Origin of the sequence: Ancylobacter sp. IITR112 (genome assembly GCF_041415945.1) — a bacterium.
GTDB lineage: Bacteria > Pseudomonadota > Alphaproteobacteria > Rhizobiales > Xanthobacteraceae > Ancylobacter.
The window spans coordinates 918368-941010 of sequence record NZ_JBGCUS010000001.1; the positions used below are offsets into that span (position 1 = coordinate 918368).

Consider the following 22643-nt stretch of genomic DNA (forward strand, 5'->3'; position numbering starts at 1 on the left):
GCCTTTTAGTTCGCATTCTGCGGATGTTCGTTTATGATGCGAATGCGCGCATGATTGCAAGTATAGCGATTTATAATCTGCGAATTTTTAGTCTAAACTATGTTGGTATTACTGTTGGTATCAATTTCGGACGCTGGCGAAAAACTGAATAAATACAATGCTCATTCGAGCCTATTGACCATCGAGTGGGAGTGAATCTGAGGGCTGGGTATGTGGGCGGCTTCTCGGCGCACAGCTCCACCAAGAAGGGCACGCTTCGGTTCTCGGTGAACTTCTGACGCCCGAGCGGTTGGTGCATCCGCCTCACATCGTTTCAGGCCGTTTCCTGGACAGCCGGAAGCTGGCGCTTCCGTCTGTCCAGCGGAGGCTGGCTCCGTCGCTGGGGTACTGAAGCGAGACGGGGAAGGCGGGGCCTCGCGCGGCCGACCCTTCTTGTCGCGCTCATCCAGTCCTTCCGGCGCATGCTCTGTCAGTTGGAAGCCCACACGTCCTGCAGATAGCTGCCGGAGGCCTCCAGTTCGGCGAGACGGGGGACGCCGAGAATGTCGCTGAAAGCCGCATGCACGTCGGGCGCCATGGTGCGCGCATTCCCGCAGATCAGGATGGCCGCCCCTTGTTGCACCAGTTCCCGTACCCGTGCGGCATGGGTCCGCAACAGATCCTGCACATAGGTCTTGGGCGTGCCCTGCCGGCGGGAGAAGGCCACCGCCAGAAGCTCCAGCGTGCCTTCGTCGCGATAGGCTTCCAGTTCTTCCCGATAGAGGAAGTCGCCGTCATTGCGACAACCGAAGAACAGCAGAACCGGGCCGCAGTCGATCCCGCTCGTGCGCAGCGCGTGGCGCTGCTGGATGAAGCCACGCAAAGGGGCGATGCCGGTGCCGGGGCCCACCAGGATAAGCGGCACCGAGGGGGCGTCGGGCAAATGGAAGGAACTGCCGGTGTCCTTCACCACCACGCGCACCACCCCGCCTTCGGCGCAGCCGCCGAGATAGGCACTGCACAGGCCCTCCTGCATCTGGCCGTCGACACCGGCGAAGCGGTGCGCCCCAACGGTGAGGCTGCAACTGTCCGGCGACAGCAGCGGCGAGGATGAGATGGAATAATAGCGGGGCTTCAGCGCTGGCCGCAGGCTGAGCAGAGTCGCCAGGTCCAGCCGCACGGAGGGCACCTGCGCCAGGAGATCCATCAGGCGCGGCTTGCCGGCGGCGAGCGCGGGGAAGTCGGCCAGCCATTGGGCGATGCGTTGCTGATCCGGCGGGCAACGGGCCGCCTCGGCCCAGGCCCGCAGCTCGCGGCGCGTCACCGGGCCGGCGAGGTCGACATGGTCGGCGAGCAGGTCGGCTACTTTCACCGGCATGCCGAAGGGCAGACGGCTTTCCGTCTCCGCATGCGGAGTCAGGGCTGTCAAAAGCACCGTCGCGTCCGGTGCCAGGCCGCAATGGGCCGCTGCCGCCTCCACCAGCGCCGCCGGGTTGCGGGGGAAAACGCCAAGATGATCGCCGGCGGAATAGCGGGTGCCGGGCGGCAGGGGCAGTTCGATATGGCGGGTCGAGCCGGGAGAGTCGGGCGCCTGCAGCTCCCGATTAAGCCGCACCTTGCTCAGCACTGCGTCCTTGTCGAGCAGCGTAGCCGTGCTTGGCAAGGCGCCGGCCGCCGCGCCGGCGAAATTCACCACTTCCACCTTGATGGCCGGCCTGTCCGCAGCCTCTGATTCCGGCGCGGTGCCCGTGAAGCCACCGAGCGCGGGCCACAAGCGTGTGGTCCAGCTTTCTACCGCCGATTCAAAATCACCGTCCGCATCGGCCGCTCCCGTCTCCAGAAGGGCGGTGCCCCCACAGTCGGCGAGCCGGGCGGCGACCGTTTGCGGGAATTTCTGGAAGGTTTGGCGCCACTGCGCATTTCCACAGCCGAGCACCGCGAACCTCACGCCATTGCAGGCGCCCTTCCCAGCCGTCTCCAGCCATTTCGCGAACCGGCTGGCATTGTCCGGCGGCGCACCATTATAGGTAGAGGTGACGATGACCACCGGCCCCTCGGTCAGCCAGGGCTGCCCTACCTGCTCGTCAAGTTCCGCCACGCGCGCGGCGAAGCCCCGGCTTCCGGCCTCCCGGGCGAGCGAAAGGGCGATCTCGCGGCAGCCTCCCATATTGGAGCCGTAGAGCACGCTCATGGCCCGGCCGCCCGCCACGGGGGTTGGCGCCGACTGCTCCTTGGGCGTCTCCGTCTTTACCGGAAAGCGGCCCTTCACCTCAGGCCGCCGCTCCAGCAGCATTTCCAGATTTTCCGGCTTCACCGTCAGCGCCTGCCGATGGTGCAGAACGTAATGGGGATTTTTGGGGCGCGCCGTGAAGCGCTGGATGAAGCGCGCCAGCACCATGCGCGCCTCCAGCAGGGCGAACTGGAAGCCGATGCAGGATCGCGCGCCCGTTCCGAAAGGGTGATACGCATCGGGATGGTGCTTGGCCTCCTCCGCGGGGAGGAAGCGGTCCGGGTTGAATGTGTGCGCGTCCGGTCCCCAGAAGCGGGGATTGGTGTGCAGTACCGTGAGTGCGATGAAGATCCGCTCCCCGGCCTTCACCTCGTAGCGCCCGTTGCCCACGGTGGTGTCGCGAGAGATGTGACGAGGGAAGACCGCCACCGGCGGGCAGAGCCGCAGCGCTTCCTTGAGAACGCGCTGCGTGTATTGCAGCCGGCCGCAATCCTCATAGGTGGGCACGTAGGAGAAATCCCGGCCGAGCACCTGATCCACTTCGGCGATGAGCTTTTCCACCACCTCCGGATGCTTCCAGAGAAGATAGAGCGTGTAGGAAAGCAGCCCGCTCGTAGTCTCATGGCCCGCGATGAGCATGGCGATGAGTTGAACGCGGATATTGTCGTCCGGCAGCTTCTGGCCGGTCACCCGGTCCGGCGTGGTGAGCATCACCTGAAGCAGATCGGCCGGCACCGGTTCGCCGCTGGCCATGAGGGCGCGACGCTCGCGGATGATGTCATCCACATGGTCCCTGAGGACCTGGTCGGCGGCCGCCCGCCTACGGCGGGCCTCATGATAGAAGATTTCCGGCAGGAGGCGCTTCGGCTCCTCCATGGCATCCGCCAGAACCTCGTTCATCGCCTCCACGAATGGTGGCAGGTGAGGCGAGTCAATGGAGCCATATCGCTTGCTGAAGGCGGCATAGGAGATGGCCTCAAAGGTCATCCGGGTCATCAGCTCGGTGGCGAGAAAGGTGTCCTCCGGTCCCATCCTGTCCAGATGCGCCAGCATCTGGTCGGCCACCTCGACAATCCGGCCATAGTAGTTCTTCAGCGCGCCGGTGCCGAAGGCGGGGGCGAGAATGCGGTGGGCCATGTGCCACAGCGGATCATCGTCGTTCGCCGTGATCAGTGCCCGGTCAAGGTTCCGGTCCTTGAGATTGCCGAGCCCACCCCGGCCTTCCACCACCTTCGCGAACACGTCCGGTGCTGCAATGACTTCAGACAAGATATCCGCATCGGCGCAGAAATAGGCTCTGCCAGCGGGTGCTGAAAAGGCGAAGAAGTCCCCGTATTTGGCGTGGAGGTCGGACATGGCCCCCACGATACCTTCCGCCCGGTTGAGCTCCGGCAGGTTTCCGACGATCGGGTAGGGTTTCGGGCCGGGCACGGTCTCATGCACCGCTGCGCCCGCGCTGCCGGCGGTCACCAGCTTCAGCCGCGCCCCGGCGGGCACGCTCTCATCCAGTGCCACCACCATTCCCTCCGGCGTTTCCAGATGGAAGACCGCATCGGCCGGAAGATGGGCGGCGACACGGATCGCCTCGAGCACGGCCTCGCGGCTGGCGCCGGGAAACCAGCCGACCTGGATCGTCCCCGCAGGCGCGTGGAGTTCGATGCTCTTAAGGGCGGGGGCACCGCTCTTGGCGGCCGTTTCGTCAAGGCTGGTCGTGCTGGTGGACATGGCGGCTCCTGCCCGGAAAAGATCAGGGATTGGGGGCGATTTGGCTTATGTGCGCGGCGCGGCGCCGGCCTGAAGACTCTCAATAGCTGCCACCGTTCGGGCCATGTCGCGCGCGGGATCTATCTCGCGGGCCACCGCCTTGGCGCGTGCCGCCATCGCCTTGTCGTCCAGCACGGCCTTGAGGCTGCGTTCGAGCGTGGCGCGGGTGACTTTCTTCAACGGCAGCACGGCCCCCACCCCCATGCGCTGCATGCGCATCGCATTATCCGGCTGGTCGAACGCGAAGGGGATGGTCAGCGCCGGCACGCCCGCCCGGATGGCTTCCGCGCATCCGCCTACGCCGCCATGCTGGACCACGGCAGCGGCATGCGGAAACACGTAGGCATGGGGGGCGTAATCGAGCGCGAGTACCTGATCGGCCGGCGCGTCTGGCGGCGGGTTCTTGCCCATGAGCAGGATCGCCCGCCGGCCAAGCGCCAGCGCCGTTTCCGCCGCGAGCTTGTAGAAGTCGTGCGCCAGATGCACCGCCGTGGTGCCGAGGGTGAAAACCACGGGCGGGGTACCGGCCGCGAGAAAAGCGTCGATCCGGGCTTGTGTCGCTGGATCTGCCTGCTGAGCGAAATAAGGAAAGCCGGTCTGTACCGAGGCGGCAGGCCAGTCGCGCTGGGGCGCCCCGAATACCTGCGGGAACATGACGAGCACCAGATGAGGGGAGAACTTGTCGGTGAACATGATGTCCCCCGTGCCCACCCCCAACTCGCGCTGAAGCGCGATGAGTGGTTCCGCCCAGCGTGTGGTCTGCCGGCGTATGATCCGGAACATTAGCCGCTGCGGCCATGTGCCGAGATGGCGCAGATGGTAGCCCGCCGGAAACCAACTGTAGATGCTGGGATCGAGCGCCGACATCATGGTGGTGGGGGCCAGCATGGAATTTGCCCAGGGAATTCCGCGCCGCGCGGCGACCAGCCGGGCCACATGGACGAGTTCGCCCGCCACCAGCGCATCGGCGCCCTCGGTGGCATTGAGCAGGTCCTCATAGGTCTCGCGCGCATGGGGAAAGACGAGGTCGAGCAGCATGCGCCGGCCGCCATTCACGGGATCGCTGAAGATCTCCATCAGCACATCCGGCGGGAAATCCGGCCGCAGCGGATGGAATTCCAGTCCGAGTGCCGCCACACGCGAACCATAGATCGGCGGCGCCGCAATCACGGCCGAATGCCCCTTGTCGCGCAGCGCCTGTCCGATGGCGAGCATGGGATAGACGTCGCCGAACGACCCCAGCGAGGCGAGAACAACGCGCATTATCGCACTCCTTTGACAAGATCCGGCGCGGAAGGATGGCGGCGCATCAGCACCACCGCCGCCAGCAGGCCCAGAGCCATCATTCCGGCTCCCACATAATAGCCGTCACCAATGCTGCGAGCAGCGCTGAGGCGCAGCGCGGACGCGACCGCGGGCCATTGCTCCAGCAGGGTATTGATGGATTCCGGCCCGCCATAGAGGGCTTGCTCCATGAGCGCCTGCAGATGCTCGCGCACGGGCCCCGGGGAGGCCGCATCGGCCGCGATCTCCAGAAACCGGCTGCGCTCCGTGCCGGCCACCACAGTGCCGATAGCCGCCATGCCGATGGCGCCCCCCAACTGGCGCACCGTATCGAGCGCCCCGAAGGCGCGGCCGCGCGTATCCTCGGCAATTCGGGCGGTGCCGTCCGTATAGGTTTGCGACATCAGCAGGCCCGTGCCCGCCCCGGTGGCGATGAGCGCTGGGACCATCAACATGAAGTCCGCGTATCGCAGGACCTGCGTTTCCCACAGCAGGCCCAGCGTCGCCAGGGTCAGCCCACCGACCACCGGCAGCTTGGCGCCATGACGGTCATAGAGGAGGCCGGACAGTGGTGCGCAGGCCATGAGGGGCATCAGGAAAAGCAGCATGGCGAGGCCCGACTGCAGCGGCGTGAAGTGCAGGACGCGCTGGAGATAAAGCGCGCTGAAGGCGGATTGTCCGATGAGCGCGCATTGGGCGCAGAACAGCACGATGCCGTCGGCGGCAAACTGCCGGTCGGCAAACAGGCGCAGGTCGACCAGCGGCTCGGCCGCGCGCCGTTGCACCTGAATGAAGACAGCAAGAACGCAGCCGCCCGTCCCGATGAGGGCGAGGGTCAGCGGCGATGTCCATCCCCAGGCATGGCTTTGCTGGAGGCCGAGCACCAGCGGCGCCAGCGCCGCCGCGAGCAGAAGGCTGTGCGCTGGCCGATAGGTGCCGCTGCGGGGGGCTGAGGTGGCCGGTCCCGCCGCGCGGAGCATCAGCAGGGTCATGGCTGCCAGGGGCAGATTGACGAAGAAGGCCCAGCGCCAGCCTCCTAACTGGACCAGCGCCCCGCAAATGATGGGGCCGAACACCATGGCAAGGCCGCCGAGGCCGCTATAGATGCCCATGGCCTTGCCCCGCTGCGCGGGACCGAACGCCTCCGTGGCCAGCAGCGCAGCGGCGGGCACAATCAGAATATTGCCCAGCCCCTCCAGAGCGCGGCTGGCCAGCAGCATGGGCAGATTCAGCGACAGGCCGCTCAGCAGCGAACCGGTGGCGAATATCACAACGCCAACGCGGAAGGTGCGATCCCGGCCGAACACATCCGCGAGCCGCCCCCCGGTCGCGATCGCGGCAGCCACGGTCAGCGCATAGATGGTGATGACCCATTGCTGCGCGCCGTGGCTGAGCAGCAGGTCGCGCTGGATGGCGGGAAGCGCCACTGCGGTGCCCGTGGCGTCGATCATGATCATGCCCAGGCCGCCGCTGCCGGCGAATACGGTGTACCATTGCTGCTTCGTGTTTTCGGCCGTCATCCAGGCTCCCAACTACCTTACTGATCGCTTCCCGCGGCCGCGTGAGAGGCCCCTTCTCTCACGGTCACTTCACAGTCGCGCTACGGCCGCGTCCTGGTCGTCGCCTCGATCTGGTCCATGGCAGGGGTGAAATCGGGCTATCGGCATGGGTGTCGCTGGAGGTGCAGTCGCCGCGGGCGAGTCATTGAACTGTTGGTATTATGTTGGTCCGCAGTGGTCATACCTTGAGAAAGCCAGCCAACGGCATGGCGAATTTTGACCCATTGTCCATTTGCTGAAATTCCGGGCCGCTTTTCGCGGAACCCCGCTGCCGCTCGTGCGTTTAGGGGCGTTGAGGTCCCGTCGGGCGGGAGGCGGGCTCGCTTTCGAGCCATAGGGTATGACTGACGTGCGGCTGGGTGAGGGCGTCGTGAACTCCGATCGCGCGTATGCTGGCGGCGGGGGGCTCGCGCGGCGTATTGCGGCATTTGACTGGGGCTCGACCCCCATAGGCCCGCGGGAGGTCTGGCCCTCGAGCCTGTGCCACACGGTCAGCCTGATGCTCGCCAGCCCGGTGCCGCTCGTGCTCCTGTGGGGCGAGCATGGCGTGATGATCTATAATGATGCGTATTCGGTCTTCGCCGGCGGGCGCGACAGCCGGCTGCTTGGCTCCAATGTGCGGGAAGGCTGGCCGGAAGTCGCCGATTTCAACGACAATGTCATGCGCGTCGGTCTGGCCGGCGGCACCCTCAGCTATCGCGATCTGCCGCTGACGCTTCACCGCGACGGCCATCCGGAGCAGGTATGGCTCAATCTCGACTATTCCCCGGTCGCCGGTGACGATGGCGCGCCGGGAGGTGTCATTGCCGTCGTGGTGGAGGTGACGGAGGCGCATCATACGCGCGTCGCGCTGGAGGAAAGCGAGACACGACTGCGCTTTCTCGACGAGCTTGGCAGAGCGGTGGTGGGCAGCCGGAACGCGGCCGACATTCTCGCGGCCATCACCCAGATGGCGGCCCAGCATCTCAGCCTGTCCAGTTGCTCCTATGCCGATATGGACCAGGACGAGGACGGGTTGACTGTTCGGGGCGACTGGCATCTGCCCGGCACCCCCTCCCTTGTCGGGCGCTACCGTCTTGGCGATTTCGGCGAGCGCGCCGCGCATGAGTTGCGCGCGGGCCGGCCGTTCATCGTCAACGACACGGCGGCGGAATTGCCCGCGCCTGTTGCGGCAACGCTGCGCGATGTGGGGATCGCGGCGCTGGTTTGCATGCCGTTGCTCCGCGAGGGGCGGCTGACCGCTCTTATGGCGATGCATGACCGCGCGCCGCGTCATTGGTCCGACTATGAACTCGCCGTGATCCGGGAGGTCACGGAGCGATCCTGGGCGCATATTCAGCGCGCCAGCGCAGAGGGGGCACTGCGCGAGCGCGAAGCCCATCACCGGCAAATCCTCGATAGCGCCATCGACTACGGCATCGTCTCGACCGATCTCAACGGCATCTGCACGCTCTGGAACCGGGGCGCGGCGGAAATGCTCGGCTGGAGCGAGGCCGAGATGCTCGGCCAGCCCATGGACATTTTCTTCACCCCGGAAGACCGGGCGGCGGGGCGACCGGCCGCTAAACGCCGCGAGGCGCTGGAATTGGGGCGGGCGCATGATGCGCGCTGGCATCTGCGCAAGAATGGCGAACGCTTCTGGGGTCTCAGCGAGATGATGCCGCTGCGCGACGGGAGCGGCGCGCCGATCGGCCTCGTCAAGCTCATTCGCGACCGGACGGCCGAGTATGAGGCGCAGGAAGCGCTGCGCCAGAGCGAGGAGCGGCTGCGCCGTGCCCAGGCGGCGGGCGGGGTCGGCCTGTTTTCCATCGACCTGCGCAGCAATCTCATCAGCGCCACACCCGAATTCTGCCGCCTGTTCGGCTTCTCCCCCGTGCCGGAGATGCCTGCGGAGATGGTGGAGCGGCTGGTGGTTCCTGAGGATGCAGGGATCATTTCAAATGCGGCGAGCCGCGCCGGCGGCGTGGCTCTGCTCGATGTCGAGTACCGCATACGCCGCCACGACACCGGCGAGGAGCGGATCATGGCCCGCAAGGCCGCCTATGACCGCGACGAGGCGGGGCGGCCTGTGCGTCTTGTGGGTGCCGTGCTGGATGTGACCGAGCGGCGCCGCACCCAGATGGCGCTGGAGAAAAGCGAGGCGCAGTTCAGCGCGCTGGCGCAGAACATGCCCAATCAGGTGTGGACCGCGCGCGCCGATGGTGGGTTCGACTGGTTCAATGATCAGATCTACGCCTATTCCGGCAGCGCCCGCGGCAGCCTCGATGGTGACGGGTGGACCCGTCTGGTGCATCCTGACGACCTGCCCGGCGCCCGTGAGCGCTGGGCGGAGGCGCTGGAATCCGGTGCCACCTATGAGGCGGAGTTCCGCCTGCGCGCTGCCGACGGTTCCTATCGCTGGCATCTGGTGCGCGCCGTACCCCTGATCGACGCCCGCGGCGTCATCACGGCCTGGGTCGGGACCAACACCGATATCGAGGCGCAGAAGCGGGCGGAGGAGGCCTATGCGTTGGATCGCGACCGGCTCTGGCGGATCAGCCAGGACCTGATGCTGGTGTGCGATTTCGAGGGCGTGATCACCGCCGTCAACCCTTCGGCTGAAAGGCTGCTGGGCTGGGAAGAGGCCGAGATGGTCGGCCGCAAGGTCGCCGAATTCCTGCACCCGGAGGATGTAGACGCCAGCGCGCGGGAACTCGTGAAATCGTCCGAGGAGGCCACCACGGTCGCTTTCGAGAATCGCTATCGCAGCAAGGCAGGTGAGTATCGCCTGCTGGCCTGGAGCGCGGTACCCGGCAATGGCCGCATCCATGCGGTGGGACGCGACATCACCGAGCAGCGGGCCGTGGAGGAGGCGCTGCGCCAGAGCCAGAAGATGGAAGCGGTCGGCCAGCTTACCGGCGGCATCGCCCATGACTTCAATAATCTGCTGCAGGGCATCACCGGCAGCCTCGACATTCTCGGCAACCGCATTTCCCAGGGACGCACGGACGATCTCGCCCGCTGGGTCGGCGGGGCGAAGACATGCGCCGACCGCGCGGCTTCGCTCACCCACCGGCTGCTCGCCTTTTCGCGTCGCCAGCCGCTCGACCCCCGCCCGGTCCGCGCCAATCCGCTCATCGCCTCGCTGGAGGACATGCTGCGGCGGACGCTCGGGGAGCGGGTCGAGCTGGAACTGGTGCTCGGCGGCGGGCTCTGGCTGACGCGGTGCGACCCCAACCAGCTCGAAAGCGCCATTCTCAACCTGGCTATCAATGCGCGGGACGCCATGCCGGAAGGCGGCAAGCTGACGATCGAAACCTGCAACGCCCATCTCGACAGCCACTTTGCCGCCCGCCAGCGCGAGGTGAAGCCCGGGCAGTATGTCTGCATCTGCGTGACCGACACCGGAACCGGCATGAGCCGCGAGACCATCGCCCGCGCCTTCGAGCCCTTCTTCACCACCAAGCCGATCGGGCAGGGGACCGGGCTCGGCCTGTCCATGGTTTATGGCTTTACCCGGCAGTCGGAGGGCTATGCCCGCATCTATTCGGAACTCGGGCAGGGCACCACCATCAAGCTCTACCTGCCGCGCTATCGCGGCCAGGAGGAGGTGGAGGAAAGCCCGCCCGGGCTCGGCGAGGCGCCGCTCTCGGAAGAGGGCGAGGTGGTGCTCGTGGTCGAGGATGAGCCGGTGGTGCGCGGGCTGATCGTCGAGGTGCTGAACGAACTCGGCTACCGCGCCATTGAGGCCGGCGACGGGCCGAAGGGGCTTGAAATCCTCCAGTCCCGCCAGCGTATCGACCTCCTGATCACCGATGTCGGCCTGCCTGGCCTCAACGGGCGGCAGGTGGCCGATGGCGGGCGCGTGTCCAGGCCGGGGCTCAAAGTGCTGTTCATGACGGGCTATGCCGAGAATGCCGCCCTGGCCTCCGGCTTTCTGGAGCCGGGCATGGCGATGATTACCAAGCCTTTCGCCATGGACGTGCTGGCAACCCGCATCCGCGAGATCATCGAAAAGTAGCTGCGCGGGAAGTGGGCTGCCTAGAAAATGCGCAGTCATGCCTGCGCCTTGGCATCTGCTCCTCCAATAATCGGTGCGTCCGCAGACAAGTCTCCTCGGGCACTCCTGCGCGACACTTCGCTCCTCACGATCCGTCTGGCCGCCCTTCGGGTCCGCTAGCAGAGGAGAAGTTACGTGGCACACGCTCTCGACACCCGCACCGGCAGGCGCCGCCTGTCCGCCGTCTCGCATCTTCGCGCAGCCCTCTTCAGCACTCTTGGGCTCGGCCTCGCCATGGGAGGCGTGACCGCTGGCCTGCCGGAGGCGGCGCATGCCGCAGCGCCGGAGGCCTGCGCGGCGCTTCAGGCGAAATATCCCGACCTCAAGGGCAAGACGCTCGTCAATGCCATCAACCCGCACACGCCCGGCTATGAGACGATCGACCCCAGCGATCCCACCAAATATATCGGCTTCGATATCGACCTCGGCGAAGCGATCGGCGACTGTCTGGGCTTCAAGCTGACCTACAAGGCGGTGACGTTCGCCTCGCTGCTGACCACGCTGCAGGCCGGGCAGGCTGACATCGTCATCTCCGACATCTACGCCACCAAGGAGCGCGCCAAGGCGGCGGATTTCATCACCTATCTCAAGGTCTATGACGGCGTCCTGGTGGCGAAGGGCAATCCGAAGAAGATCACCGGCATCGACCTTTCCCTGTGCGGCGCGGTAGCCGCCGAGAACACCGGCTATGTCGAGGTGCCGCTGATCCAGGCGCTTGAGGCCGAGTGCAAGAAGGCCGGCAAGCCGGCTCCCGAAATCCTGCTGTTCGACAATAATGCGAACTGTATCCAGGCCATCCTTGCCGGGCGGGCCGATACCTACATCAACGATGTCAATACGGTCGACGGGGCAGTGAAGGCCTATCCCGACAAGCTCGACAAGGCGACGGCGGTGACGCTGCCCTATTCCGTCGGTATCGCCGTGCCGCGCAACAATCTTGCCTTCCGCGATGCCGTCATGGCGGCGTTGAGCGCGCTGCAGCAGGCCGGCGTGCAGGCGGAACTGATGAAGAAATGGAACCTGCCCGCCGACCAGCTAGAGACCCCCAAGCTGGTCCTCGCCGACTGATCCTCCTGACGCGCTGACACCGGCGGCCGCGCTCCCCTGGCGGCCGCCGCTTTCCTCCGTTGCGAACAAGGCCGATGGATCTCTTTCTGCATTATCTGGGCATGCCCTATCTCCTCGACGGGGTGGGCTACACGCTCCTCATCACCGTGCTCGGCCTGCTCGGTGGGCTGGCCATGGGCGTCGTCCTCGCCGCCATGCAGCTCTCGCGCTTCAGCACGCTGGCGATCATGGCGCGGGCCTATGCGATCGTGTTCCGCGGCACCCCGCTGATCCTGCAGATGGTCTTTTGCTACAATGCCTTGCCGTTGATCGGGATCAAGCTTTCCGCCATCTCCGCCGCCAGTCTCGCGCTGGCCCTCAACGAGGCGCCATTTATCGCGGAAATCCTGCGCGCCAACGTGCTCGGCGTGGAGCGCGGGCAGGTGAGCGCGGGGCAGGCGCTGGGCATGACTCCGGCCGCCATCATGCGCCGCATCATCGCCCCGCAGGCGATCCGCTCCATGGTGCCGGCGCTCGGCAATGAGGCGGTGAGCGCCCTGAAGAATTCGTCGCTCGCTTCCGTGGTGGCGGTGCAGGAACTGACCCTGCGCTCGACGCAACTGGCGTCGGCGACCTTCGATTTCTTCTCCATCTTCTTCGCTTCCGGGCTTATGTACCTAGTGCTGACCGGCGCGATCGCGGTGATCCAGATCGTGGTCGAGATGCTGCTCGACCTCGACCGCCCGCCGCCGCGGGAGCAACTGCGCCGTTTCCTGCGCGCGCTTGTGCCCGGCCGGCCCGATGCCGCTGTCGAAGCGCCGCCCCCCGCTATCACCCCGCCGGATGTCGCGCGGGAGATCGTGCAGGAGGTCGCCGCCGATCCGCTACCGCCGGCGGCTGCCAAGCCCGCCCGGCGCGACGCTGCCGCCCGCGCCGCCCGCCTTGCCGGCAACAGCGTCGCGGTGGAGGTGCGCGGGTTGCGCAAGCGCTACGGCACGCAGATCGTGCTGGACGGCGTGGACCTGACGGTGCGCGCGGGCGAAGTGGTGGCGCTGCTCGGGCCGTCCGGCTCCGGCAAGTCCACCCTGCTGCGCTGCATCAATCGGCTGGAAGGCTGGGAGGACGGCATCATCCGTGTGGGTGGCCGGGCGCTGGGGACCGATGCCAGCGGCCGCCCGCTGTCGCCGCGCCTTATCGCCCAGATGCGCGCCAGCGTCGGTGTCGGCATGGTGTTCCAGCAATTCAACCTGTTCGCCCATCTCACCGCCCGCGAGAACATCGCCGGCCCGCTGCGCTGGGTGCAGGGTCTTTCGCGCTTCGACGCCGACCGGCGTGCCCGCGAACTGCTGGAGCGCATCGGTCTCGCCCATCGAGCGGATGCGCTGCCGCGCCATCTCTCCGGCGGGCAGCAGCAGCGTGTCGCCATCGCCCGCGCCGTGGCGCCGGCGCCGACCGTGCTGCTGCTCGACGAGCCGACTTCCGCGCTCGATCCCGAACTGGTGGGCGAGGTGCTGGAAGTGATCCGGCGGCTGGCGGTGGAGGAGGGGCTCGCCATGATCATCTCCACCCATCAATTGCGCTTTGCCGGCGATGTCGCTGATCGCATCGTCTTTCTCTCCGGGGGTGTGATCATCGAGGAGGGGCCGGCGGCGCAGATTCTCACGGCCCCGTCCCATCCGCTCACCGCGCGCTTCCTCAGTTCAATGACTGCCGACTAGGCGCGCCGCCGCGCCGCGTGTTTCCGCTTCCGAGGTTCGACATGAAAAAGCACCATCTGCCCGCCACGCCCGCCACCGTCCATTGGGGCTATTTCAGCAAGACCCTTGCGCCGGTACTCACGCTGAAATCGGGCGAACGGGCGGTGATCGAATCCATCACCCACCACGCCAATGACGACTATGCCCGCATGATCGAAGGTGACCGGGCGGCAGAGGAGATCTTCCACTGGACCAAGGACCGGAAGACCCTGAGCCGGCGCGGGGCGGGCGCAACCGAGGGGCCGTTCACCTATGGGGCCGGCGAGGGTCTTGGCGTGCATCTGCTCACCGGCCCGGTGGCGGTGGAGGGTGCTGAGCCCGGCGACATTCTGGAGGTCCGGGTGATCGACACCTGGCCACGACCGAGCGCTAACCCCGCCTTTGCCGGGCGCTTCTTCGGCTCCAATCCGGCCGCCAATTGGGGGTTTCAGTACCGGGATCTGATCGAGGAGCCCAAGCCCCGCGAGGTCGTCACCATCTATGAGCTCGACATGGGCGAGGCGGTGGTGCAGGCGCTTTATTCCTATGTCTGGACGCCGCAGACCGATCCGGACGGCATAGCCCACCCGACCATCGACTATCCGGGGGTGCGGGTGGATCACGACACCATCGTGAAGAAAGAGGGTATCCTGCCGGGCATCAAGGTGCCGGCGCGGCTGCATTTCGGCACGATGGGCCTTGCCCCGGCCGAGGCCGATTTTGTCTCCACCATCCCGCCCAATTACACCGGCGGCAACATGGATGACTGGCGCATCGCCAAGGGAGCCCGGATGTACTATCCCGTCGCGGTGCCCGGAGCGCTGTTCTCCTGCGGCGATGCCCACGCCTCGCAGGGCGACAGCGAATTGTCCGGCACGGCGATCGAGATTTCGCTCACCGGCGAGTTCGAATTCATCCTGCACAAGAAGCATGACCTCGACGGCACGATCCTCGAGGGCCTGACCCACCCTCTGCTCGAAAATGAGGAGGTCTGGTCGGTCTATGGCTTCAGCGTCGCCAATTATCTCGCCGAGCTGGGCCCCGACCATCAGACTGAGATTCTCAAACGCTCCAGCCTCGATGGCGCCATGCGCGATGCTTTCCGCAAGCTGCGCCGTTTCCTCATGACCACGCAGAAACTTTCGGAGGACGAAGCGATTTCGCTCATGTCGGTGGCGGCCGATTTCGCCGTCACCCAGGTGGTGGACGCCAATTGGGGTGTTACCGGCTCGATCCGCAAGGGCCTCTTCCCGGCGCGCTGACGACACCCGGGCATGCTTCTTGCTGGCGTGGACTGCTGCTGACGGCGATTGCCGCCGGCCGCAGGCCATGCCGAGGCGCCGATCATGAATGCCCAGCCCTTCACCAGCGAATCCTATTCGGGCGACGCGGGCGAAGCCGCGTGGCAAGACGTGCTGCGCGGCTTTGGCTTGCAGTCGTCACGGGCGCAGCAGGCGTCGCCGGTCCATGCGAGCGCGCTGTGGCGCCAATCCTCCACCGGCGTGCGGCTCGGCCGGTTCTCCGCCGATGCGCAGAGCCTGAGCGCAAGGGCCTCCCGCACTGGCCTGCCGTTGCTGCTGCTGCCGCTCGACACCAGTGCGGTTCTGCAGGTCGACAGCGACTCCCAGATCGTCGCCCCGTGCCAGATCATTCTGGCGCCGCGCGGTGTTGATTGGCAGCTTCAGTTCCAGCGTGGTCTGAGGGCGGTGGTTCTCGCCGTGCCGGCGGAAGCGTTTCGCGGGCGCAAGGCGCCGCCGCTGGTGACGGCCCAACCGCGCGTCTTCGGGGCCGAGGGCCTGCCAGACATCCTGTCCCGCACAGCGCGCGCCACCGTCGACGCGCTCGACCGGCTCACCGAGGCGGCGTGGGAGGTGGCGGCGCAGAGCGTGGCCGAATTGCTGCTCGCACTTTCCGGCGAATTGGTAGCCGCGACCAATGATCCCTCGGCCAGCCGGGCGGCGCTGCTCCAGCGGCTTTACGCCACGATCGAGCGCAGCATTGGCGGTGAAGACATCTCTATCGCCGAGGTCGCCCAGGCCGAGGGCATTTCGGAACGTTATGTACAGAAGCTGTTCGAGAGCACCGGGGAGAGCTTCAGCCACTATGTTCGTGAGCGCCGGCTGCAGCGCGCCTGGCACGACCTTGCCAACCCCGCCGAGGCGGCCGTGCCGATCGCCGAGATCGCCTATCGCTGCGGCTTTGCCGACGCCGCCCATTTCAGCCGCCTGTTTCGCGAGCGCTTCGGCCTGCCGCCGCGCGAACTGCGCCGGCGGGAAACCGATCGGCGCGTCCATAATGTGGTGGCAAGCGGCCAGCGCGGCTGGCCGCAGGAGGCGCTGGTGCAGTTACGGGCGCGGCAGGCCGCCGGCAGCCCGGCCCGCCGCGCCGTCGCCCGCCTGGGCGAGGACGAGGCGCGTCCCGAACCGAAGGCGCCCGCGCGGCATTATCTGCCAGCCCATGCCCAGCATGTGCACTGGGGCTATTTCAGCCGCTCGCTCGATCCACTGATCGAGATCGCCTCGGGCGACATCGTCACTATCGAGACGCTGACCCAGCACGCCTCCGATGATCCCGAGCGCATGATCGAGGGTGATCCGGGGGCAGAAAGCGTCTTTCACTGGACGGCCGCCGCCAAGGCCGTGAACCGGCGCGGGGCCGGACCGCTCGATGCCTCGGTGTTCGGGCGCGGCGCCGGGGAGGGGTTCGGCGTGCATATCTGCACAGGACCGATCGCCGTGCAGGGAGCGCAGCCGGGTGACGTGCTGGAGGTCCATATCGTCGACATCGAGCCGCGCCGCTCCCGCCATCCGGCCTACGCCGGCCGCGTGTTCGGCAGCAGTGTCGCGGCCTGGTGGGGCTATCACTATTCCGAACTGCTCAGCGAACCGCATCCGCGCGAATGCGTCACCATTTACGAGATCGTCACCGATGCCGACGAGCCCCATGCGAGGGCGTTGCATTCCTACCGCTGGGAGCTGCAGACCGACCCGTCCGGCATCCGGCACAGCCTCTATGATTATCCCGGCGTGCTGGTGCGGCCCGGCAGCGTGACACTGCAGACAAAGGTGCTGGACGGGGTGCGCATTCCACTTCGGCCGCATTTCGGGGTCATCGCGGTGGCGCCGCGCGAGGCGGAACTCGTCGATTCCGTGCCGCCAGCCTATTTCGGCGGCAATCTCGACAATTGGCGGCTGGGCAAGGGGGCGACGGTCTACCTGCCGGTCTCGGTTCCCGGCGCGCTGCTCTCGGTGGGCGATCCCCATGCCGCGCAGGGAGATGGCGAACTGTCGGGCACCGCGATCGAATGCTCGATGACAGGCACGTTTCGTGTCACGCTTCACAAGAAGGCGGAAACCAGCGGCACCGTGCTCGCCGACCTGACCTATCCGCTGATCGAGACGCCGGACGACTGGGTACTGACCGGCTTCAGCCATCCAAACTATCTCGCCGAGTTCGGCGCCAGCGGCCAGAGCGAAGTCTATGCAAAGTCGTCGCTGGACCTCGCCATGCGCGACGCTTTCCGCAAGATGCGCCGCTTCCTGATGACTACCCAGGCTTTGAGCGAGGATGAGGCGGTGGCGCTGATGTCGGCGGCGGTGGATTTTGGCATCACCCAGGTAGTCGACGGAAACTGGGGCGTCCATGCCATTCTGAGTAAACGGCTTTTTGCGCAGCATCGGCGCAGCGAAATTGGCTGAGCCTTTGACGAACCTCACGCCCGCGCGAGGCCCCTTGTTTTTGTGCAGTGCAGCAACAATCTGGTGCAAGGGGCGTTAGCTTCGTGCCGTCCAGCTACTGGGCGCCGCAGCCAGGAGAGTTCCCTTGCGGACAATGTCGGACACCATGGCCCAATTCGCCGCCCTTGGCGCGCGTCAGGGCAACCCGTACGGCCTCGGCACATCGCCGGGCCGGCTTGAGAGCATTGACGACTTCGGCTCCAATCCGGGCCAGCTGCGGGCGCTTTGCTACCGTCCCCCGGACCTGCCGGACAAGGCGCCGCTCGTCGTCGTTCTGCATGGCTGCAAGCAGAACGCCGGGGATTATGATCTGCGCTCGGGCTGGTCGCAACTGGCCGACCAGGCTGGCTTCGCGCTGCTCTATCCCGAGCAGAATCCCGGCAATAACCCCAATCTGTGCTTCAACTGGTTCCGCCCCGGCGATGCGCGGCGCGACCGCGGCGAGGCGCTGTCGATCCGTCAGATGATCGCAACGATGATCGAGGCCGATGGGCTTGATCGCGACCGGGTCTTTGTCACCGGGCTTTCCGCCGGTGGGGCGATGGCCAATGTGATGCTGGCGACTTACCCGGAAGTCTTCGCCGGCGGGGCCATCATTGCCGGTCTCGCCTATGGCTGCGCCTCCACCGTGCCGGAGGCGTTCGACTGCATGCGCGGGCATGCGGCCGCGTCGGACGAGGATCTCTGGGCGCTGCTGCGGCAGGCTTCCAGCCATACCGGCCCATGGCCGCGTGTGGCGATCTGGCAGGGCATGGCCGACCACACGGTGGCGCCGTCCAATGCCGAGGACATCGCCGCGCAGTGGCGCAGCGTACATCATCTGGACGCGGCGACCCCGCAGGAGGACATCTCCGGCGGTCGCGTCAGGCGCATCTGGCGGGACGCTGCCGGCGAAGCGGTGATCGAGCTGAACACGGTTGCCGCGATGGGGCACGGCACGCCGCTCGGCGGTGATCTCGGAACCCCTGGCCCCTTCATGCTCGATGTCGGCATCTCCTCGACGCGGGAGATTGCCCGCTTCTGGGGCATCGCCGCCGGCGAAGCGGTGGCCGCCTCGTCTCGTCCCGCCGCGGGGACGCGCCGTGCTTCTGCGTCTCCCCCCGCCTTCTCCCGGCCGTCGCGTCCGCGCGAGGCCAGCGAGGAAGGAGGAGCCGGCGTGTCCTCGCCGGAAACGGCCGGCGGCGTCGGCCGGATCAAGGGAGTCATCGAGCAGGCGCTTCGGGCGGCGGGGCTTATGAACTGAGCATGCGCGCCGCCTTGTTGCGGCGGCGCGTTCGTGCTTGTGATCCTCGCGGGCGCTCGGGCAGCGCCGCAGTCAACAGAGTTGGGGGAGCGCATGATCATCGAAATCGCCGAATTGCGGATCAAGTCGGGCGAGGAAGCCGCCTTCGAAGCCGGGGTGGTCGAGGCGGTGCCGCTGTTCCTGCGCGCCAAGGGCTGCCTGGGGGTCGCTCTGCACCAGGTGATCGAGACGCCCAGCGTCTACCGGCTCGTCGTGCGCTGGCAAACGCTGGACAACCACATGGTGGATTTCCGCAACTCCGAAGACTTCCAGCGCTGGCGCGGGCTTGTCGGCGCAACCTTCGAGGCGCCGCCATCGGTGACGCATGAGCGCATCGTCGATCTCGGCCCGTCCATCTGAGGTCGCGGGGCGTTTTTCAGGCCGCGGTCGCCTGGGCAAGGCGAACGCGGCCTGATTCGTGCCGGGTCAGGCAAGCCGTCAGACGAGGCTGACCTTGCCGCTGGCGAGATCGTAAACGCCACCGACGATCTTCAGCTTCCCATTGGCGACGTATTCGCTGATGATCGGCGTCGCGCCAGCGAGTTGCTTGACATTATATCGCACGTTTTCGGTGATCGCGGCGGTGAGCGGGTCCTTTGGATTATCCTTCAGCGCGATCTCGACAGCCGGCTTGATGTTGTCGACCAGTTCGTCGAGATGGCCTGGCAGGCTGACATCGTCTTTCACGACCTTGATCGCGGCGTCGACTGCGCCGCAATTGCTGTGGCCAAGCACCATGATCAGGGGCATGCCGAGGAATTTGACGCCATATTCGAGGCTGGCGAGACCGTCGACATTGACGAAATTGCCGGCGACACGGACGACAAAAAGCTCGCCTGGCCCCTGGTCAAAGGCGAGTTCCGGTGCGACGCGCGAATCGGCGCAGCTTACCAGTCCCGCGAAGGGGTGCTGGGCCATCGTGCGGGCGGCGCGACCAGCCGAGAAGTCCTTGTTGTTCATGTTGTTCGAGGCGTAGCGCCCATTTCCATCCATCAGCCGCTTGAGTGCCTCGTCGGGGCTGATGGCGTTGGGGGCTGCTTCCTGTGCCCAAGCACTTGCGGGTAGCGCCACGCTGCCGAGAAAAGCGGCCGAGGCGAGCCCGAGGCCGGCAGTAAGGGCCCTACGACGGGACAGGGCGAAGGTGTGATTGTTGCACATGGGCGCGCTCCCGGCAGCTTTGAGAAGTGAGGATGGGCGCGCACGCTCCAACAGAGATGCCCCTGCCGTGGGTACCTCCGCCTCAAGCATTGTTCCCAGTATTTCTGGAGTAGCCGGGCAAGCCAGCCCAAACTTTGCAGGTATGCCGAGTGCCGAGACGCGCGCTGGAACAGGGATCACGCGGACCGACGGGCCGGCCGGCGGCGGACTTTCCTGAGGATTTCGCCCAACATACCGACCGTCTGCGGCATCATCCCGAGCTACGCCACGCCATGGCTCATTATTGTTCTGGCATGGCCGCCGGTCCGGCCGCGAGCTGGCCCTACAGCAAGCTGTTCGATCAGCTAGGCCGCTATCTCGTCAGCTACATGCTGGTGCACAACTATTACCAGTGGCGCCATCGCGGTGCGCCGCCGCCAACGCTATCCGCGCTGCAGAAAGTGGCGGGGGCCAGCCCGCGCCAAACCGCCGGCTTCGTGGCGTCATTGCGGGCCGGTCGGCTGGTGACGGTCGAGGCTGATCCCACCGACCGCCGCGCCACCCTGTTGCGGCCCTCGGCGGTCATGATCGCCGAAATCGGCCGGTCACTGCGCTTGTTCGTCGAGGCGCTGGACCGGCTCGACATCCCGTCCGAAGGCATTCCCCGCGCCGCCAGGCTGGACGACCCTGACACCCTCGGCGACCTCATCGCCCGCTCCGCCGCCTATGTCCTGGCCCATGGCACTTTGCTGCACCCCTTCCCGCGCGTCCTGTTTTTTGCCCAGCGTGATTGCGGCTACCCGCTATTGACGGCGGTGATCGGCAACCATTACGCGCAATCTCTCCAAGGCGCGGCGCCGGCTCCGTCGCTGCGGCGTCGCGACCTCTCCGATCGGCTTCAGGTGTCGGTCGCCCATATCGGCAGTCTGTTCGCCGAGGCTGAGGCGAGAGGCTGGTTCAAAGTGGTGGCCGGCGGGCAGCTCGCCGCTCTGGACGCGGAATTCCTCGCCGAGTTCGAGCACTGGGCGACATGGCAGATGGCTCATGTCGAGCGGCTCCGGGTGGAGAACGACAGTGAACGTTGTACAACTTAAGGTATCATGAGGCGCCGCGCTGGTGGTATCATCATGGCCGGGCGGGGCCAGGCCCCGCAGCCGCGATTCAGCGAGGTGGCGTTATGACGGAGATTTCGTGGGCTCGATGGGGTGCGCTGCTGCTGGTCGCCAGCCTGACGCTGGGCGATCTCGCGCGGGCTCAGACCTCGAACGGGGACGATCCTGCGGTGGTGATGACGCGGGAGGGGGCGGTGCGCGGCGTCGTCGCCGACGGCGTGCGGTCTTTCAAAGGCATACCCTATGCGCTGCCGCCAACCGGCGAACGTCGCTTCGCCCTGCCGGAACCGGCGCAGCCTTGGAGCGGCGTGCGCGACGCCACCGGCTATGGCAGCGCCTGCCCGCAACTCGAGCGTTACGGTATTCCCGAATCCAGCCGCGACGAGAATTGCCTGTTCGTAAACGTCACCGCCCCCTATCGCCCCGGCGACACGGCAGCCACGCCCCGGCCGGTGCTGGTGTGGATCCATGGCGGGGCGTTTGTCGGCGGGTCCAGCGGCCTTTATCCGCTGGAAGCTCTCGCCCGGCAGGGCGATCTCGTCGTCGTGTCGCTGAACTACCGGCTCGGCGTGCTCGGCTTCACCGCCCATCCCGCTTTCGCGGCGGAGTACAATGGTGGTTATGGCCTGATGGACCAGCGCGCTGCGCTGGCCTGGGTCAAGCGCAACATCGCGGCCTTTGGCGGCGATCCCGGCAAGGTCACGGTGGCGGGAGAGTCGGCGGGCGCGGGCTCCGTCTGCATGCATCTGCTGGCGCCGGAGCAGACGACGGGCCTGTTCGAGCGCGCGATCGTGGTCAGCGCCGGCTGCGCGAGTTGGCTGCCCAGCGTCGCCGAGGGCGAGAAGATCGGGCTCGATATCGCTCGCAAGGTGGGGTGCAGCGATCCCGCGACCGCGCTCGCCTGCCTGCGGTCCAAGCCGGTCGGGGACCTGCTGGAGGCGGGCGCCGCGATTGCCGGCAGCAACATCCTCACCTTCACGCCGCTGATCGGGGCGAAGACCGTGCCCCTGCCCGGTGCCGAGGCGTTTCCTGCTGGCAGATTCGTGCAGGTGCCAGTGATGAATGGCGGAACGCGCGACGAGCAGCGGCTTTATGTCGGCTATGCCGCGCTGGATGGCGATGTGGTGACGGCCGAGACCTATCCAGACGCGATCCGCAAGGTCTATGGCGACAAAGCGACGGCGGTTCTGGAAAAGTACCCGCCGACCTACGCCTCTTCGCCGCCGGCGACGCTCGGCTCGGTGTGGTCGGATTTCCGGCGGGATGTCGGCATCAACAACTGCGCCTATCTCGAAGCGGCCAAGCTGATGGGCGCCTTCGTCCCCGTCCATGAATTCGTCTTCGCCGATTCGGACGCGCCGCCCGTGACGCCGGCCGATCCGGGATTCGAGATGGGGGCGGTGCACTCCTCGGAGTTGCCCTATCTGTTCCCGCATTTCGACAACACGATGCGGCGCGCGGGGCCCGAACTGGCGCCCGCCTCGGCCGAACTGGCGAAGGTGATGATCGGGTATTGGGCGAGCTTCGCCCGTACCGGAACCCCTGTTGCCCCGGGCGGCCCAGCATGGCCCGTTTTCCGGGCGGATGATCAGGTGATGAATCTGGAGCCCGGCAAGCTCGGTCTGTTCAATGCCGCGGTTGCCCACAATTGCGCGTTCTGGAAGGGGCTCTATCCCACCGACCTGACCCGCTGACGGATGGGATTGTCTCGCCCGCGACGAAATGCGCGGGCGTTTT

The 22643-nt window shown here is 66.5% G+C and carries 13 protein-coding genes; 9 read left to right on the forward strand and 4 right to left on the reverse strand.

What is annotated here, in order from left to right; translation table 11 throughout:
• Positions 1–469: 469 nt before the first annotated feature.
• From AAC979_RS04165 to AAC979_RS04175, 3 genes are read right to left on the reverse strand one after another with little or no spacing between them, the layout of a single operon-like run.
• The gene (locus tag AAC979_RS04165) at positions 470–3934 is read right to left on the reverse strand and encodes a cytochrome P450 (protein ID WP_371345554.1); all 3465 of its coding nucleotides are present in this window, start codon (positions 3932–3934) and stop codon (positions 470–472) included.
• Positions 3935–3979: 45 nt separating this feature from the next.
• Positions 3980–5236 (reverse strand): glycosyltransferase, encoded by a 1257-nt coding sequence (locus AAC979_RS04170; protein WP_371345555.1) that lies wholly within the window; start codon positions 5234–5236, stop codon positions 3980–3982.
• Positions 5236–6777, reverse strand: a complete 1542-nt coding sequence (locus AAC979_RS04175) for an MFS transporter (protein WP_371345556.1) — start codon at positions 6775–6777, stop codon at positions 5236–5238. Before AAC979_RS04175 ends, AAC979_RS04170 begins: the two co-directional genes overlap by 1 nt.
• A 379-nt stretch (positions 6778–7156) precedes the next feature.
• Here AAC979_RS04175 and AAC979_RS04180 point away from each other — a divergent pair, with 379 nt between their 5' ends.
• The 7 genes from AAC979_RS04180 (at position 7157) to AAC979_RS04210 (ending at position 19017) form a co-directional block, all read left to right on the forward strand.
• Complete coding sequence (locus AAC979_RS04180) at positions 7157–10816, forward strand: PAS domain S-box protein (protein WP_371345557.1); 3660 nt, start codon at positions 7157–7159, stop codon at positions 10814–10816.
• Positions 10817–10990: 174 nt separating this feature from the next.
• Positions 10991–11923 (forward strand): ABC transporter substrate-binding protein, encoded by a 933-nt coding sequence (locus AAC979_RS04185; RefSeq protein ID WP_371345558.1) that lies wholly within the window; start codon positions 10991–10993, stop codon positions 11921–11923.
• Between the two features lie 74 nt (positions 11924–11997).
• Complete coding sequence (locus AAC979_RS04190; protein WP_371345559.1) at positions 11998–13620, forward strand: amino acid ABC transporter permease/ATP-binding protein; 1623 nt, start codon at positions 11998–12000, stop codon at positions 13618–13620.
• A 41-nt stretch (positions 13621–13661) separates the two neighbouring features.
• A complete protein-coding gene (locus AAC979_RS04195) occupies positions 13662–14900 on the forward strand; it encodes an acetamidase/formamidase family protein (protein ID WP_371345560.1) in 1239 nt (412 codons plus the stop codon).
• A gap of 84 nt (positions 14901–14984) precedes the next feature.
• The gene (locus AAC979_RS04200) at positions 14985–17336 is read left to right on the forward strand and encodes an acetamidase/formamidase family protein (RefSeq protein ID WP_371345561.1); all 2352 of its coding nucleotides are present in this window, start codon (positions 14985–14987) and stop codon (positions 17334–17336) included.
• 124 nt (positions 17337–17460) lie between these two features.
• Positions 17461–18618: a PHB depolymerase family esterase gene (locus tag AAC979_RS04205; protein WP_371345563.1), complete on the forward strand. Its 1158-nt coding sequence runs from the start codon at positions 17461–17463 to the stop codon at positions 18616–18618.
• Positions 18619–18711: 93 nt separating this feature from the next.
• Positions 18712–19017, forward strand: coding sequence for an antibiotic biosynthesis monooxygenase (locus AAC979_RS04210; RefSeq protein WP_371345564.1), 306 nt, complete (start codon positions 18712–18714; stop codon positions 19015–19017).
• Between the two features lie 78 nt (positions 19018–19095).
• Here AAC979_RS04210 and AAC979_RS04215 read toward each other — a convergent pair whose 3' ends face one another.
• Positions 19096–19815 carry a carbonic anhydrase gene (locus AAC979_RS04215; protein WP_371345566.1) on the reverse strand — a complete coding sequence of 240 codons (720 nt, stop codon included), beginning with the start codon at positions 19813–19815 and terminating at the stop codon, positions 19096–19098.
• A 293-nt stretch (positions 19816–20108) separates the two neighbouring features.
• Here AAC979_RS04215 and AAC979_RS04220 point away from each other — a divergent pair, with 293 nt between their 5' ends.
• Positions 20109–20888: a hypothetical protein gene (locus AAC979_RS04220; RefSeq protein WP_371345567.1), complete on the forward strand. Its 780-nt coding sequence runs from the start codon at positions 20109–20111 to the stop codon at positions 20886–20888.
• A gap of 83 nt (positions 20889–20971) precedes the next feature.
• Positions 20972–22600 (forward strand): carboxylesterase/lipase family protein, encoded by a 1629-nt coding sequence (locus AAC979_RS04225; protein WP_371345568.1) that lies wholly within the window; start codon positions 20972–20974, stop codon positions 22598–22600.
• Positions 22601–22643: the final 43 nt, after the last annotated feature.

Excerpts from the sequence above, each read along its gene's own strand:
- AAC979_RS04165 (WP_371345554.1), bottom strand. The coding sequence starts at position 3,934 with ATGTCCACCAGCACGACCAGCCTTGACGAAACGGCCGCCAAGAGCGGT.
- AAC979_RS04215 (WP_371345566.1), bottom strand. The coding sequence starts at position 19,815 with ATGTGCAACAATCACACCTTCGCCCTGTCCCGTCGTAGGGCCCTTACT.
- AAC979_RS04175 (WP_371345556.1), bottom strand. The coding sequence starts at position 6,777 with ATGACGGCCGAAAACACGAAGCAGCAATGGTACACCGTATTCGCCGGC.
- AAC979_RS04200 (WP_371345561.1), top strand. The coding sequence starts at position 14,985 with ATGAATGCCCAGCCCTTCACCAGCGAATCCTATTCGGGCGACGCGGGC.
- AAC979_RS04210 (WP_371345564.1), top strand. The coding sequence starts at position 18,712 with ATGATCATCGAAATCGCCGAATTGCGGATCAAGTCGGGCGAGGAAGCC.
- AAC979_RS04180 (WP_371345557.1), top strand. The coding sequence starts at position 7,157 with ATGACTGACGTGCGGCTGGGTGAGGGCGTCGTGAACTCCGATCGCGCG.
- AAC979_RS04225 (WP_371345568.1), top strand. The coding sequence starts at position 20,972 with ATGACGGAGATTTCGTGGGCTCGATGGGGTGCGCTGCTGCTGGTCGCC.
- AAC979_RS04195 (WP_371345560.1), top strand. The coding sequence starts at position 13,662 with ATGAAAAAGCACCATCTGCCCGCCACGCCCGCCACCGTCCATTGGGGC.
- AAC979_RS04170 (WP_371345555.1), bottom strand. The coding sequence starts at position 5,236 with ATGCGCGTTGTTCTCGCCTCGCTGGGGTCGTTCGGCGACGTCTATCCC.
- AAC979_RS04190 (WP_371345559.1), top strand. The coding sequence starts at position 11,998 with ATGGATCTCTTTCTGCATTATCTGGGCATGCCCTATCTCCTCGACGGG.
- AAC979_RS04220 (WP_371345567.1), top strand. The coding sequence starts at position 20,109 with ATGGCCGCCGGTCCGGCCGCGAGCTGGCCCTACAGCAAGCTGTTCGAT.